We start from the raw sequence: 17203 nt of genomic DNA on the forward strand, positions 1-17203 counted from the left end.
AGTATGCCCATCCAAAATTGGGGGTTCATTCTCCATCAATTCTTAACTATCTTTGAAAACAGATGCCGGCTTTAAATGCAGTTACTTAAATCCGTTTACACAATCTATTTTATACTCTCCGAAAATTGTAATTTTATCAGCTCTTTTAGTTTTATATTGACTAAACAATATGAATAACATTGATTTTCTTTTTTAGTTTTAATAAACTCACTCATCTTCGTTATATCGTCTAATTCCCATGAATAATGCACTCATTTCAACTGTTGTTTCATTCGTGCAAGTTTATTTTTTAATGGCCTCATGGAACGCCCTGATGTACATTCCCCTGTGTGAAAAAAACATTTTGCATGGACGTTTCATTCGTACAAGTTTATTTTTTCAATGGTCTCATGGAACCTCGCTATGTACATTCCCCTGTGTGAGAAAAATTATCATGCTCGGTTTCATTAATCAGCTTCAGTTTTGAAACTCAAAAACACTAAAGGATATTCCGTCATTCATCAATGGCTTGCTTCTAAAAACATGCAGGCTTTCCGTTTCCAGGAAGAAACCTGGCAGCATATCATCAACCATAAAAGCGGTTTGGTAAATGCACCAACCGGATGCGGCAAAACCTTTTCTGTATTTCTTGGCAGCCTCATTCAATTCATCAATAACCATCCTGATACGTATCAGAAAGAGAAAAACAATGGACTGCAATTGTTATGGATAACACCCTTGCGGGCGCTGGCAAAAGATATTGGCCGCGCCATGCAGGAAGTGGTACAGGAACTTGGCATGCAATGGCAGGTTGGCATACGCAACGGCGATACGGATGTGAACGAACGGCAAAAACAAACCCGCAGCATGCCCGAAGTTTTAATTATCACGCCGGAAAGCTTAATGCTGCTGCTGGCGCAAAAAAACTATCCCGATTTCTTTAAATCCCTGCGCATCATAGCCGTTGATGAATGGCATGAACTGCTTGGCAGCAAGCGCGGCGTGCAGGTGGAGCTGGCGGTAAGCCGCATTTTAGCTGTAAGCGGGGAAGCCAATCCTGCAAAGGAAAATGCAAACCTTATAAGCAAAGATGTAAATCCTATAAATGAAGATGTACATCTTATAAAGAAAGATGTAAATCCTTCAAAGAAAGATACCAATCTTATATGGAAAAATGTCAATCCTTTAAATGAAGATGTACATCTTATAAAAGAAGATGCCAATCTTATAAGCAAAGAATCAAATCCTGCAATGGAAGAAAAGAAAGCTATAAGCTATAAACTGCGGGCTGCGGGCAAGAACCCAGGGCCTGCAGCTCATAGCACTCAGCCCACGGTCTCTCTCTGGGGCATCAGCGCTACCATTGGCAATCTTGATGAAGCGCGTGAAGTATTATTATCAGCGCTGTTCTCAAAAGTCAATGTTGTTGCAGGCCCCTCTCCTTTGGAGAACTTGTCCCGACCATTCGGGAGGGGTTGGGGTGAGGTGGTTAAAGCCCGCATGGATAAACGCATCGAAGTAATCTCCGTGCTGCCAGATGAAATTGAAAAATATCCCTGGGCCGGGCATCTGGGCATTAAGCTGGCGGAGAAAGTTGTGCCCATTATAGAACAAAGCAATACCACGCTCATCTTCATCAATACAAGAAGCATGAGTGAGCTCTGGTATCAAACCTTATTAACCATTGCGCCGCAGTTTGCAGGCGTTATTGCTTTGCATCATGGCAGTATTGAACATGAGTTAAGGGTTTGGGTGGAAGAAGCCCTGCATGCACAAAAATTAAAAGCAGTTGTATGTACCGCCAGCCTTGACCTGGGCGTTGATTTTCGCCCTGTTGATACCGTGATACAGGTTGGATCGCCCAAAGGCGTGGCCCGCTTTTTACAGCGCGCCGGCAGAAGCGGCCATGCGCCGGGCGACCTTAGCAAAATGTATTTTCTGCCCACCCATTCGCTCGAGCTGGTGGAAGCGGCCGCATTAAAATCTGCTATTGGCGAACAGGTGATTGAAAGCCGCCAGCCGATGTTGTTATGCTTTGATGTGCTGATGCAATACTTATGCACGCTGGCCATTGGCGAAGGTTTTGAGCAGGAAGAAATTTTTGAAGAGATAAAAAGCACGTATTGTTTTCGCGATATTTCCACGGATGAATGGAACGAGGTATTGCAGCAAATAACCGGCGGCGGCAGGGCTTTGGAAAACTACGATGAATACAAAAAAGCAGAGAAAGATGAAAAAGGCGTTTACCGCATAAGAAACCGCCGCATAGCCATGCGGCATCGCATGCAAATCGGTACGATTGTAAGCGATGCGATGATGAAGGTGCGCATGATGAACGGCAGCTATATCGGCATGATCGAGGAATGGTTTTTAAGCCGCCTTGAGCCTGGCGATGCATTTACGTTTGCAGGCCGCAACCTGGAACTGGTGATGATTAAAGAAATGACAGCGCATGTAAAAATATCCCCCAAAAAGAAATCCATCATTCCAAGCTGGATGGGCGGCCGCATGAGCTTAACGGCTAACCTCGGCATGATACTGCGGCGCACTTTTAATAAAGCATTAAAGCCCGATACAATTGAGCTGAAAGCCCTGCAGCCCTTATTTAACCTGCAAAAAGAATTATCGCATATTCCGCAAAGCAATGAATTACTGATAGAGCAGATTGAGAGCAAAGAAGGCTTTCATTTATTGGTTTATCCTTTTGAAGGCAGGCAGATACACGAAGCCATGAGCTCCATTCTTGCTTACAGGATAAGCCGGGAAACGCCTATCACTTTTTCTATTGCCATGAATGATTATGGCTTTGAACTGCTAAGCGACCAGCCGGTGCCGGTTGACGATGCGAATGTGCGCGGGCTGTTTACAACAGATAATTTAATTGCAGACATTCAGCGCAGTGTAAATTCAGTTGAAATGGCCGCGAGGAAATTTCGCGATATTGCCGTTATTGGTGGGTTGATATTTACAGGCTATCCGGGCGAGCCTAAGAAAGCAAAGCACCTGCAGGCTTCTGCCTCATTATTGTTTAAAGTGTTCAGCGAATATGATCCCAACAATATTTTATTGAGGCAGGCTTACAACGAAGTATTTGAACAGCAAATGGAGGAAGTACGTTTACGCACGGCATTGGAACGCATACAGCAGAACGAGATCATTTTAAAATTTCCTCAACGTTTTACGCCGCTCTCCTTCCCTATTATTGTGGATGGGTTGAGCCGCTACAATCTTTCATCAGAAAAGTTTGAAGACAGGATACGAAAGATGCAAAATCAATTGGAGGAATGAGTGGTGAATTGAAGTAGTCAAAACTTAATCGGACAATTATTAATTTTATAACAATGGGGGTCAGGGTAAGATGATAACAACACAAAAGTTAATTCATCCTAAGATGGGCCTGCTGCAGGCAGGTTTGAATAGCTCCGGATTTTATTCGGACGAAAATGAGGCGCCGGTTTCACCGGCGGCTATTTATATTAAAGCCACTTCGGGCTTATACAGAACCCACGTTTATTTATTTATTTCCAACGTTGCATTAATCAAAACAACCTGTTTGGAACAAGGCTGGAGACTTGGCGCATAGCAACTACGAAGTCCGGAGACTATAGCTGTTCGAAACCATTTTCTTAAAGCCTCATAGAGGCTTAAGGTGTGTACAATGCTGCCCGTAATGCTTCTTTACCGTTCCATTGGAACGGAACGTTTACACGTACCACACCTACGGCGTGGAAATCCCCCTGGCACAATTATTTCTACACACGTGGGCGATCATACGGATCGCGGATCGCTAATGCAGGTTTCGAACACTTCAGGTCTGGAGACTTCGCAGCGCACAAAAATGCAGCACACGTTGCTTTCATTCTCCTTTCGATAAGGAAAACGGAAAACTTTCTTTTTTCGTTCCTCTCTGTTTATCCGGCTCAGCCTGCATACTGAAATTAATGGTCGCACCCTTCATTAAAACAGCATGGTCAAACCAGTTATAGTTATACAATTTTCCGTTTAAGCTAACACGGTTTACATAAATGTTTTTATCGCTGTTGGCAGGGGCACTAATAACAATATCTTTGCCATTTTCAAGGTGCAAGGTTGCTTTCTTAAACAAGGGTGCACCAATAACATACTGCGCACTGGCCGGGCAGACGGGATAAAGGCCCAATGCTGAAAAGATATACCAGGCTGAAGTTTGCCCATTGTCTTCATCACCACAATAACCATCGGGCGTTGCCTTATATAATTTATTCATTGTTTCGCGAACCCAATATTGCGTTTTCCACGGTTCGCCGGCATAATTGTATAAGTAGATCATGTGCTGGATTGGCTGGTTGCCATGTGCATACTGGCCCATGCCTGCAATCTGCATCTCCCGGATTTCATGTATCACACCGCCATAATAACTATCATCAAATACCGGCGGCATTATAAAAACAGAATCGAGCATGGTTATAAAATTTTTTGCGCCGCCCATTAAATTTATCAAACCCTCTACATCATGAAAAACGCCCCACGAGTAATGCCAGCTGTTGCCTTCGGTAAAAGCATCGCCCCATTTAAAAGGATTGAATGGTGACTGAAAATTTCCATCTTTATTTTTGCCGCGCATTAACCTGGTTGAAGCATCGAATAAATTTTTATAGTTCATGCTTCTTTGTTTGTAGAGGTTCACAACAGAATCAGGTTTGTTCAATGCCTTTGCCAAACGGTAAATTGAATAATCATCATACGCATACTCCAGTGTTCTGGCTGCATTCTCATTAATACCAACATCGTAAGGCACATAACCTAAGGTGTTGTAATATTCAACGCCTTTTCTGCCCGTAGCTTTAGGGCCTTCTGCATTGGCGCCATGCACCAGCGCTTCAAACAAGGTTTCAATATCATAACCACGCAGGCCTTTTAAATAAGCTTCCGCCACAACCGATGCAGAGTTATTGCCCACCATTACCGCCGCATAGCCGGGGCTGCTCCATTCAGGCAGCCAGCCGCCTTCTTTATAATCATTAATTAACCCTTCCTGCATTTCTTTTGAAATGGAGGGGAACATTAAATTGAGAAAAGGATATAAAGCACGAAACGTATCCCAAAAGCCGGTGCCCGCAAACATATAGCCATCAAGTGTTTCACCATTGTAAGGACTCCAGTGAACGATCTTGTTGTCTTTATTTATTTCGTATAATTTATTCGGAAAGAAAAGCATGCGGTACAAACAGGAATAGAATGTTCTTGTCTGGTCAACAGTGCCGCCGCTTACCTGTATGCGGCCCAATGTTTTGTTCCAAGTATCTTTTGCTTTTGCTTCAAGCGCATTAAAATCATCATTGCCCTGTTCGCGCTGCAGGTTCAGTTCAGCCTGTTCAAGGCTTATGAATGATGAAGCCTCTTTTAAATGTACCACTTCACCTTTTGCTGTTTTAAAGCCAATCACGCCCAAAGCGTGTTCTGTGGCTGTTTCAAAGCCATTGTTTAAAACACTGTCGTTATACGTTTGGGCAATAGTGATGGGCTTATCAACATAAATAACAAAATAATTTTTAAAGTTTTTCAGCGGGCCTCCTGCATACCATGTGGAATACCCGATAATCTTTTTTTCTTCAGGAATTATTTTGATATAAGAACCTTTATCAAAAGCATCTATTACAATGGTTGAACTGTCATTTGATGGAAATGTAAACCGGAACTGCGCACTGCGCTCTGTTGGCACAATTTCGGCGGTAACATCCGCATCAGCCAGATATACCTTATAATAATAAGGCTTTGTAATCTCTGTTTTATGCGAGAACCAGCTTGCCCGTTTATCCTGGCTGGCTTTTATACTGCCCGTTACAGGCATAATACTGAACATGCCGTAATCATTCATCCAGGGCGAAGGCTGGTGTGTTTGCTTAAAGCCTCTTATCTGGGTAGCTGTATAAGTGTATTGCCAGCCGTCGCCGTTCCTGCCGGTTTGCGGCGTCCAGAAATTCATCCCCCACGGTAATGCCACAGCAGGATACGTATTGCCGTTAGATACGCCATAATCTGATTGCGTGCCCATTAACGGATTCACATAATCAACGGGGCTTGCGGCATTATCAATTGTTTGTGCTGTTATGGCTTTACATGCCAGCAGCACAAAGCCTGTAAAAATTTTCTTCATTGAAATAATTGAGCGTATATAAAATTTTATGAGTTACATGATAGTATGTTTTAATACAGGTTACTCGTAATAAGAAGCCCTAACAACTAATGTTTTGTCACAAAGCCACTAAGGCACGAAAAAAATTAAGTTTTAAAATCAAGGCCTTGTGCCCAATGTCATTGACTTAAGAAAACACTCAATATTCAATACGCAATAATCCCCGCCTGACGGACGGGCAGGAATGTTCAATTGTAATCGCTCCGCAAAATGAATATTGAGCATTGATTATTGAATATTTCAAAGAATCTAAACCTTACATCAACGACATTGGCTTTGTGCCTTTAATCCTTCGTGACATATCTGCTAAACCGGCCTTTTTAGGCAGTCTAAAAAACATGACGCCCTGCAATAAATATCTTTCCTTTCAATAAGATTCATCTAAGTTCCTGAATAGCCGGATTTGCAGCATATTCCAACCATAATTCATCCACTGATTTCCCGGTTGTTTTTTTCCAGAAAGCGTCGTCATACGTATTATCGCGCATGGCTGCATCAAGTTTTTTCACAAAGCCCTTATCATATTTATTTACGATCCACACAAAAAAACGCGCTGTAATACGATAGGAGTTTGTATAAGACTGCCCGGCATTAAACGGCGTTAACGACCAGTTTGCAGCGGCATTATTCACACCCAATGTATAACGCACAAAATCAGCGATGCCTTCCGTAACCCACGATGGATCGTAATGATTCCTGTATGCCTGAACAAGATGCATCACTTCGTGCGTAACCACGTCTATATCATTTGGATTTTGTTCGTACCATTTCGGATTGAAACGCGTGAGGCTGTCTGCGGAAGCTGCAACACCGGTATATTCCGGATCAATCACAAATGTTACCTGCTTCGGCGCAAGGGGATTGTATATGGCTGCTTCTTCAGGATACACTGTAAAGAACGCATCAATCATTTTTGCCTTCGTGCTGTCCGGAAAGGTTTGATATTTATTGATGAATATCAGTGTATATCCATTTTTATGAATTGTGTCGTTTGAAACAACTCCTTCTTTACCTATATATGACCAGTTATTTACAAAGCCCGGCAGTGTGGTTTGTATAGCTGGTGCCGGCACATGCGTATCATTTATCCGCTTTATATACTGCGCTACAAACGGATCTGCGAACATAGAATCTTTCAAATCGAAATACCCGTCAGGAATACTGATATTCTCTTTAATAAGTTCGCGGGCAATATTCCCAGCAATTGCCAAATCGGTTGTTACACCTCGTTGCCAGCCCAAAGAATCATACAGATATTTTATAAATACAGGGATCATGATATAGCTCATTGAAATGTCCCTGTATTTATTCAGTATCTCATCAACTTCTTTTTGATGATCATTAATAAAACTTTTTCGCAGCGTATCATTATTTCTTTCTTCGTAAATGGTTTTTAACAGCGAGGCCTGCCGTTCATTAACTTCTTCCCACTTATGATGTAAAGCATGATAAACCGATGCAACAGACTCAATTGTACCGCCTGTACGGTTTAAGGAATCCTGAAGTTGTTTATTATGCGAAAGAGGCGCGAACAATTGATTCAGGTTATCATCTAAAGCTAAAGCATTTATATAACGCGGATATGCCTGCGCTATGGCAGCCGTTTCGCCGTCTTGTGCCCCTCGTAAAAAATCAAAATAAGAGGCAGGCAATCCGACGGGCTTAAATTGCTCATCGGCCTGTTTCATATAAATATTATAACTAAGCAGGTATTGGTATGTGGCATATTTGATGTCCAGTTTATGCATCTGGTAAATTCCCGGGCTAATCGTTTTTGCAGCATAAACAGAATCAAGCACTGCATCCGCTTTTCTTTGCCCAGCCAGTAAATATTCTTTATACTGTTCGGGCGATAACCCTTTAATATTCTCTAAATGCTCTGCCGGATCAGACAGGTACACCTGATTTGTTTTTCTAAGAAATTCATCTTCTCTTGCCAATGGCGCGCCGTCGCCCGCAAAAGCAATTTCATGATTGGGTTTTATGATAGTGAAAAGATGGCTGCCTGGTATTACATAAGGGAATACCGGCTGAACAGGCGTAAATGCCAGTAAGACTGTTGGGTTTGCCTGCGGTATTGCAACAGAAAAATAGCCATTCGGCTGAATGGTAACCAGATAAAGTTTCTGTTGGCTTTCAAACAACTGGTCTGAAGCAACCATAAAGTTTTTTTCATCGCCGTTATAATCGGCAATCAACCCGGAGAAGTATATAACGCCTTCTTTGAAAACCGGTGCAGTAAATTCCGGTAAATCATGCGTAATATGGCAACCGGATAATTTATTGGCACAAGCAGTTAACCTGCCATCAGCAGGGCCAATAGAAATCGCTGATTTTTTTATTTCAACTTTCAGCATAATCTTTTGCCCGCTATCATTAGAAATCTCAATAAGCGCTTGCTTACCTTTCTTTTTAACGGCATCGTATTTCCAAACCTGTTCATGGCACACAACAGCTTTGCTGTAAAACCCGTATAGCAAATCTCCGTTTTTCTTATTGTACCATTCGCCATACAGCTCAGCAGGGATTGTATCTTTCGACAGGCTTTGACCAAAGGTTTGCACAGCAATAAAAAATAAAACAGTAAACAAAATCTTCCTTGTCATAGCTTGCTTTTAAATTTTTCGTCACCACTTCAGCAGAACTTTTATTCCATCGGGATCGTTGGCAAAACTAAGGAACAAGGTTTTGGAACTTTCATCCCACGAAGATTGAACGTTGCTTACAGCCTTGCCTGTATTATCCGTAACAATAATTTGCTTTGCTTCCTTCGGCAATAAAATACGCATGGCATTAACCGTGTTTACCGGGCTTTTAGCAACAAATGAATAACTGTTGGCTGTGATTAATTCATCATAATTTCTTGATGCGGATGCCAGCACCTGAGGCTTGTTTTTATCAGCAACACGATTAATATCAAATAATAAAGATTGTTCGCCGGGCTGCACATCCTTTGATGCAAGCACCGGTAATTGCGGGTTGAACAAATCTATTACCGGGCCTTTTATGGTGTAAGGTTTTGCATCTTCATTTTCATCCATCACAGAAATAATGTCATAAGGGCCACGCTCTACATAAAAATTATTTTTTGTGGTGAACTTTCCTGCTTTTGCATCCGTTTGATATGCCTGCTTAACTATGTTTATATAGGCTGCATCATTGTTTGGCTGCAATACAAATTCTTTGGGGTTTTCTTTTATTACATACACTGTTCCTTTGCCAACCGTAAATTTTTCTTTGCCTGATGACGGATCTATATTCAATAGTTTAAACAAATGCTGCGATGGCGCTGTGTATTTATTTCCATTGGTATTCCACCATTCCATTACGGATTGGTAAGGGTCGTCGTCTGCGCCTGCATAAATTAATACGCCGCCTTTTTTTACCCAGTCTGCAATATACGCATGTTCTTTCGGCGCATCCGGCTTCATGTTGGAATAGCTCATTACCAGCACTTTTATATGGCTTAATGTTGCGGGGTAAGCAAGGTTTTCTATATGCACCGTTTGCACCGGAATGCCATGCTTTACAAGCGGCAGGGTTTGCCCGTAAAAATTGGAGAACTGCGGGTCTTCATAACCATTATGTGTTGGAAAGCGCTGGAACATTAATGAATTGCTCATCAGTACGCCAATGCCGTTAATGCCGTTTACTTTGTTTGATGACAGCGGCATCTTATTCAGCACATTTATCATCACCTGTATCTGGGTTGAATAATATTTTGGGATGAGTGTTTCGCTGTCGCTATTGGCAACCCTATATCTGCCGGTATAAATCCTTTCGGGCCAGGGCATCACTTCATAATTATCAACAGTGGGGTATAAAATTTCCGCGGTAAAAGTAGCTTCGTAATTTTTTTTGTAATCAGACCAGTCTCTGTGGTTATCCTCAATAGGGTCGGTTAAAAAAAAGAGTTTTCTTTTGGTTGGTTCAGTCATGGAGAGCATGGATCCATATTCCAAAAAAGCATTTTCAAAAACACGCTCTTTTATTTTGCCGTTAAAATAAGTAGGTTCACGGGATGTTCCTGTCCATACCTGCGCTATATAACCGTCAATGCCGGGCAGGGAAGCCAGGCTTGCTTCGGGGCTTACTATCTGCCACGAAGAATAATTGACCAATGAATGGGTGGCGATATACACTTTAATGTTCAAACCTTTGCTTTTGCCATATTGTTTCGCATAATCAGAAACCTGTTTAATGGCTTCGTAATACAAATGATATTTTAGTTTGTTAGACAGATATGTATTTTCAGGTGAAGCATCCTGCGGCCGCCAGGGAAAGCCGTAATACTTTTTCCATTCTTCTTTAAAGGCGCTGCCATATCCTGCTCTTGCCCAAAATTCAGGCTCCTCCAGGTAAATCGTATTTATTCCCGCATCAATCACCCTTTTGATATGCGCTTCCTTAATATACTTTAAATAATTATCTGTAGGAACAATATAAGGAACCATATACCCGTGCCATATCGTATCGCCATTTCCCTGCACCTGGCCTTCATCAAGATGCGTTTTCCCGTCCCATTTCCCGGTAAAATAATCCTGGTATTGCCCCCAGGCTATCCCTGTCATAAAGGCCGCCTGGTAGCCATGTTCACGCCATGATTCTACCCTTTGCTCAAAGCTTATGTTTGAGCCTTTATCAGAAGGGTTTCCTTCAACGCCATATACAATAGCAGCATCTGAGCGCACATCTATTTCAGGTATCCATACATGTGCGGTTTGAAAAGTGGTTTTTTGCCTGGGGCTTTCCTTTTCGGGATCATACGACTGCGCCATTAATGATGAAACTGCAACGATACAACCTGCTAATATGTTTATTCTTTTCATACTAAACCTGTTTTATCCATACATCTTTAACAAAAGGGAAGGGTTGATGTATTGACTGCTTATTAAGTATGAATCAGGGATAACGACGTTTTAAAAGGCTGCCATCCCTGATCCATCCCTCCTATTCAACTGCTACAGCAATTGGCTCATTATAATTATACCTGTTTACGCCATTCACAGCATAATCAATACGCGCCCCGGCACGCAGATAATAAGTGGCAGGCGCATAAGGCAATGCGGGTGTTGTTACGGTGAGGGTATCTCCTATTACATCATTGGGATCACTAACCGCAACCGTGTACCGGGAATCGTAATTATTGCTTCCCACATTGTAGCTGGATGCGTTAACAAACAAGTAAATATCAGTACAATCCTGCTGAAAATCTGCATCCGTTGTACCTCTTTCCACTTTAAACTGAACGGTTATGGTGCTGTCATCATTTACTACCGGATCGCCTATCCAGGAGACAACAAGAAATGGAACAACAGTGAAATTTTGTGTAACGGTGCCCTTAATGTCAATTGTAATACTCGCATCTTTCGTGGTATCGCCATCATCATCCACAATCACAAAGGGCACAAAAGGCCCGAGCGGCGTTACATTATAGGTTCCCGCCGGCACCAGGGAATTTTTATATGCCCCGTCCTGCGTACAGGTAAAATACCAGGCTGTAGGGCTGCCTGAATAACTATAATCCATCATTTTAAACTGAACGCCATTATCCCCAACCTCGGTTTGCAGCCCTTCGCCGGTAACGGAATCGGTAAGGGTTCCCTCGAACGTCATGGAAGGCTGTGTATAATTGTCATATTTTGTACAGGCAGTAAATAACAGTGCGGTTATTAAGCCATATATTACAGATCGGATTTTCATCTTTTTAATAATTTGAATTTTCAAAAAATTAATACCCTGAGTTTTGAACTACCTTGGAGCTTGTTGTAATTGCTGCATCTGGTATTTGCTGGTAATACCATCTCGTATCGAATGTGTAGGTATTGCCTGTTTCATCATACCTGGCATCAAAAAACCATTTACCGGCATAATCTGCATAAAACGGGTCTAATGTTCTCCACCGGGTATTGGATTGCTCTGAAGCTATTATTCTCCAGCGTTTCAAATCCCACCAGGTTTTATTTTCAAAGGCAAGTTCCTTGCGGCGTTCTTTACGAACAGCCTCGATGAAATTGCTGACGGAAGACGTTTCGGTTGTGGTAAGCAACGTTGCGCCGGCCCTTAGCCTTATTTTATCTATACAGGTATATGCGTCATCCAGATAATCGCTATTGCCAAGATCGGCAAGCTCTGCTTCTGCTTCCGCACGTGTTAACAACACTTCTGCATAGCGCATTTCTATCCATGGCTGGTCTTCGTTGTTTTCAAGCACTTCTGCGGTGGTTAAACTTTCATCTAACCATTTTCTTACAGAAAAGCCTGACATGGCGCAGGTATTATCGCCATAAAAGATACCGCTCTGCCCGGCCGGGTTCATTTCTACACCGGTATGTAGAGTGTAAGCAGTCTGGCTGCCGCTTGAGGAGGTAACAAGGTTGCCTGCACTGCTTGAACTTTCATATTTCACCGTACTGCCTGCAGCAATGAGGCGGCTGATGGAGGAAGTGGCAGTGCCGGTATAAATACCCCTCCATATCTCACAGCTTTCCCCTTTAAAATAGTCTCCCGGTAAAATAACGGTAGCCCTTAACCGCGGTTCCGCATCTTTAAACAGTTCCATGGTGCTATCGTATAATTTATAAGTGCCGTCGCTGTTATATACATCTATGTGCCCATCAGCATCTTTATCAATCCCATCAAACATTTCAACAAAATCCAAGGTTGGATTGGTTTCGGCAGAATAGCCGTTGGCGCCTTTATACTGGGCCGGCACATTGTATGCATCATATCCATGAACGGATTCCGGGTAACCGTATTCTTTAACGAAAATGGCTTCTGAACTGGATACATTTGAAAAAAGGTCCACATAATTTTTATACTGTGCGTCCAGGTCGCCGGAAGCCCATTCATCCATGTACAAGGAATAACCTCCATCCTCCACAGCTTTTGCAGCCTCATAAGCCTGGGTATAGAAACCGGTAGCAAGGTCAGTGCTCATACCGCACAGGCGAACACCGCCATTATAATAGGAAACGGTATTGTATTTAGCTATTGAGCCTGCATACAGCATGGCCCTTGCCTTAAAGGCGTAAGCTGCATATTTATTGGCACGGCCCACCTGGTTGCTTTCGGGCAATAAGGATATGGCACTGTCAAAATCGCTTGATACCAGGTTCCAGGTATCTTCTTCAGATGAGCGGGCAATATCCACTTCGTCACTTGATTCTTCAGGGTAATTGAGCACCCGGGTTACCAGGGGAACGCCGCCATAGCGTTTGGCCAATGCAAAGTAAGTAAAGGCCCGGATGAAGTGGCATTCGCCTTTATACATGTTTACATCATCATCTGAATATTTACTGGCATAATCGTCAATTGTTTCCAGAAAATAATTACATTCCCTGATGAGGGTATAAAAATCGCTCCAGGTATCGCCGTAATCGGAAGAGGTTGCCTCTGTCATGGAACCACTTACTTCCCGGCACAGGGCTTCGCCCGTCATAGAGCCGGGAACCTTTAACACATAGAAATGATTAAAGAGGTATTGGGGGCCATAGCGAAAATCTTCTATGGGCATTTCGCTGTATATCCTGGCCATATAAGATTCAATGCCCGACTCTGAGCCGAATATTTCTTCATCAGATATAATATTGGTGGGCGAAATGTCCAGCTTGGTACAGGCAGCAGCGAGGCAAATGGCAGATAATAATACTATATATTTAAAAAATTTCATGTCTGTAAGTTTAAAATTCTACATTAAAACCCAAGTTGTATGTTCTGTTGAGCGGATAAACATTACCGTAACTATCATTGGGATGTTCCGGATCAATGTATTTCATTTTAGACCAGGTGTATGCATTATATACATTTGCATAAACCCTCACCCCCTGTATGCCAACCCTTTTTATTAAAGTTGCCGGCAGCGTATAGCCAATTTCAACGGATTTAAGCCGTAAATAGCTGGCATTGTAATAAGCAAAGGTGGAATTAGATGCGGCAACCGTGCCTGTATAGGCATACTTTCCTTTCACCCATTTGGTGTTTGGGTCATAAGGATCGGCAGTGGGGTCAACGGGGTGCCACCTGTCCATAAACATTTCAAGGGCATTGGAATAATTGGAACCCCATATCGGTTCAGCCAGTATTTCTACATAATTTACCCACACTTTGGCAGCGCCCTGGAACAACAGGTTCACATCAAACCCTTTCCACGAAAGGTTTGCTGTTAAGCCATAGGTGATCATCGGCCTGCCGCTATAGCTCATAGGCACCAGGTCTTTGTCTGATATAATGCCATCGCCGTTCACATCTTTATACTTATAGTCGCCAGGCAGTGTGCCGGTACCATACTTTACGGTGCTGTTGGCAATTTCTTCGTACGACTGAAACTGCCCGATGCCTTTATATCCCCATACTATATCTGAATAACGGCCGTTGGTATTGCTTAACCATTCAGCATAGCTGCTGCCATAAGTGCCCACCTCCTGGTGCGTGTATTTTGTGCGGGTGTATCCAAATGTTCCTCTTAATGAATAGGATACTTCGCCAATATGATAGCGATGATTTACTTCAAAGTCTATGCCCCTTGAGAGGTCGCCATTCAGGTTTTCCTGGGGCAAATCTGCCCCCACTACAGAAGGCAGGCTTACACTGCGGGTGGTCAACAGCCCGCTGCGGTTACGCTGAAACAGGTCAACCGTTACTCCAAGCAACCCGTTTTTTGCATTTACATCCAAACCCACGTCGAAGGTTTTGGCTGTGTACCAGGTAATATTTTTGTTGGCAATGCCTGTGCTGACAGAACTGTTAACAAAAGAGCCATCAAAAAAAGACCCTCCGGGCAAATTGTTGTATTCACCATCTGCAGGGTAGGTATAACCATTCAGGTACTGGTAAGTGGAAGCATTGTCATCGCCCAAAACACCATAGGAAGCCCTGAGCTTTGCATCGTTTATAAAGTTGAAATTTAGAGCTTTCCAGAAATTTTCATCGGTAAAACGCCAGCCAACAGAGCCTGATGGAAAGAAGCCCCAGCGATGAGAAGATGCAAACCTGGAAGAACCATCATACCTGAAGCTGAACTCCGCTATATACTTCGATTTAAAATTATAGTTAACCCTGCCCACGTATCCAATATTGGCATAATCATATAAATCGCTTGAGCTGGTTGACATGCTGCCCACCTGGTCGTCGCTGTTTCCCGCAGAAAGCTGGTCGAGCGGAAGGGCTAATTCCCTTTGTGCATAAAAATTATCGCCTTTGCGGCTTTGCCCTTCATACAACAATAAGGCGCTTACATTATGCACACCGTAAAAAGTGCGGTTATAGTTTAATGAAAGCTGGGTTAATACAGACTGTTTTGTATAATATTCGCGCAATAAAGTGCTTGGGCTTTGATTGGTTACGGCATCGTAACTGTCGGAAGCATCATCATAATCATACAGGTCGTAGGTTTTTTTATACGTTTTATTGTCTATAACCTGGTAGTCGTAACCAAATAATCCTTTTGCTTTAAGGCCTGTTAAGAACGGAACATCATATTCAAGGCTTACAGATGACTGGAACCATTTGTTGTCATAATGGTTATACCCGCTTTTTCCTGCATCGGCCATTGCCACGGCATTAGAACCGTCAACCCAGCCGTCCTGCAGGTACGCTTTATTATTATTGGCATAGATAGGCTGAATGGGAGAAGACCTCTCCATGGAGCGGATAATCCAGTCTGTGCTTTCGTAATTTTTGTCTGATTTATCAGCAATGCCGTTCATCTGCACTTCCATTTTCAGCCTGTCTGAAATTTGCCCGCTCACATTTGAGCGCAGGTTGTACCGGTTATAATTATTGCTGTTGCTGCGCAGGAAAGATTCCTGGTACATATAGCCTAATGAGGCGTAATACTGCACTTTATCAGATCCGCCGCTTGTGGTGAGCGTGTGCTCCATCTGGGGCGCTGATTTGCTTATGATTGCATTATACCAGTCAGTGCCCTGTTCAGTGCCGTTCCTGTATGCTTCAATCTCATCTTCTGAATAACGCAGGGTGCCGCCGCTCTGGTTATGCATGGATTTTTCGTTTGCCAGCACCATCCAGTCTGCAGCGCTGGTGCTTTTGGGCGAACCAATAGGCGTTTGAAGACCAAAATTGGCGCTGTAACCTATTTGCGTAGGGCCGTTCTTTCCTCTTTTGGTGGTAATTAAAACAACACCATTCGCCGCACGCACCCCATACACCGATGCGGATGCATCCTTCAGCACAGAAATACTTTCAATATCGTCAGCATTCAATCTGGCCATATTGTCCCGCGGTATCCCGTCAATCACCACCAGGGCATCCCCCAGGCCTCTGATATCAAATGTATTATTGAATGTTCCCGGCTCAGATGATTTTTGCACAACACGCACACCGGGAAGCTTACCGGTAAGCATGTTCATTACGTTTTCATTTTTTGTAGCCACGATGTCCGAGCTCTTAACGGAAGAAACGGCGCCGGTAAGGGTAATTTTCTTTTGGGTGCCATAACCTACCACCACCACGTCATTCAAATTGGAAGACCCGGGAAGCATTGTTATATTAATAACCGCAGCATCGCCTACAGTAACCATGCTATCCTGGTATCCAACATAGCTGAAAATAAGCACGGCGCCTTTTTTTGCATTAATTGAATAGTGGCCGTTTTGATCTGACATGGTGCCCACCGGCCCTGCGTTTACTTTAACGCTCACATCGGGCAAAGGCGCGCCTTTTTCATTGTGCACAGTGCCCTGAACGGTTTGGGTTTGGGCAAATATGGTTTTACAATGACAAAACAAGGCAAGGCAAACAGCAAATACATACAGTTGGGCTTTCCGGGAAACTTTAAAGCAGCTTCCCCTTGTTGCAATTAACTTTTTGTTCATAAAAAGCGTTTAGAAAAATGGTTTCGTTAGTTTAAGCAATCTTAAAGATTGGTCTTATAGAATCGTTACAATCGGGGCAATGATAAAGAATAATATATTAAACCGAGGGTTAAATACAGGGTTAAATCGGTAAAAAACTCATTAACCTTGCCGATAAGGAATTTCGACAGGCCTGATATGCAATTCTTTATGCCTGAACCTGCCTTAAAATGCT

8 protein-coding genes are annotated in these 17203 nt (G+C 43.0%); 2 read left to right on the forward strand and 6 right to left on the reverse strand.

The annotated features are described in order from the left end of the window. Positions 1 to 462: 462 nt before the first annotated feature. Together QM629_RS14340 and QM629_RS14345 are read left to right on the forward strand one after the other, a co-directional pair. Positions 463 to 3267, forward strand: coding sequence for a ligase-associated DNA damage response DEXH box helicase (locus QM629_RS14340; protein WP_415160574.1), 2805 nt, complete (start codon positions 463 to 465; stop codon positions 3265 to 3267). Between the two features lie 70 nt (positions 3268 to 3337). Further along, the gene (locus QM629_RS14345; protein WP_415160575.1) at positions 3338 to 3562 is read left to right on the forward strand and encodes a hypothetical protein; all 225 of its coding nucleotides are present in this window, start codon (positions 3338 to 3340) and stop codon (positions 3560 to 3562) included. A 273-nt stretch (positions 3563 to 3835) separates the two neighbouring features. Here the strand turns inward: QM629_RS14345 and QM629_RS14350 are convergent, their stop codons facing one another. The 6 genes from QM629_RS14350 to QM629_RS14375 form a co-directional block, all read right to left on the reverse strand. Continuing rightward, positions 3836 to 6115: a GH92 family glycosyl hydrolase gene (locus tag QM629_RS14350; protein WP_415160576.1), complete on the reverse strand. Its 2280-nt coding sequence runs from the start codon at positions 6113 to 6115 to the stop codon at positions 3836 to 3838. Between the two features lie 416 nt (positions 6116 to 6531). Beyond that, positions 6532 to 8760 carry a basic secretory protein-like protein gene (locus QM629_RS14355; protein ID WP_415160577.1) on the reverse strand — a complete coding sequence of 743 codons (2229 nt, stop codon included), beginning with the start codon at positions 8758 to 8760 and terminating at the stop codon, positions 6532 to 6534. A gap of 21 nt (positions 8761 to 8781) precedes the next feature. After that, a complete protein-coding gene (locus QM629_RS14360) occupies positions 8782 to 10983 on the reverse strand; it encodes a hypothetical protein (protein ID WP_415160578.1) in 2202 nt (733 codons plus the stop codon). Positions 10984 to 11104: 121 nt separating this feature from the next. Continuing rightward, a complete protein-coding gene (locus QM629_RS14365) occupies positions 11105 to 11857 on the reverse strand; it encodes a DUF3823 domain-containing protein (RefSeq protein ID WP_415160579.1) in 753 nt (250 codons plus the stop codon). Between the two features lie 28 nt (positions 11858 to 11885). Continuing rightward, the gene (locus QM629_RS14370; protein WP_415160580.1) at positions 11886 to 13826 is read right to left on the reverse strand and encodes a RagB/SusD family nutrient uptake outer membrane protein; all 1941 of its coding nucleotides are present in this window, start codon (positions 13824 to 13826) and stop codon (positions 11886 to 11888) included. A gap of 10 nt (positions 13827 to 13836) precedes the next feature. Continuing rightward, complete coding sequence (locus tag QM629_RS14375) at positions 13837 to 16989, reverse strand: SusC/RagA family TonB-linked outer membrane protein (protein WP_415160581.1); 3153 nt, start codon at positions 16987 to 16989, stop codon at positions 13837 to 13839. Positions 16990 to 17203: the final 214 nt, after the last annotated feature.

The organism is Parafilimonas sp. (assembly GCF_047606085.1).
Classification (GTDB): Bacteria; Bacteroidota; Bacteroidia; order Chitinophagales; family Chitinophagaceae; genus Parafilimonas.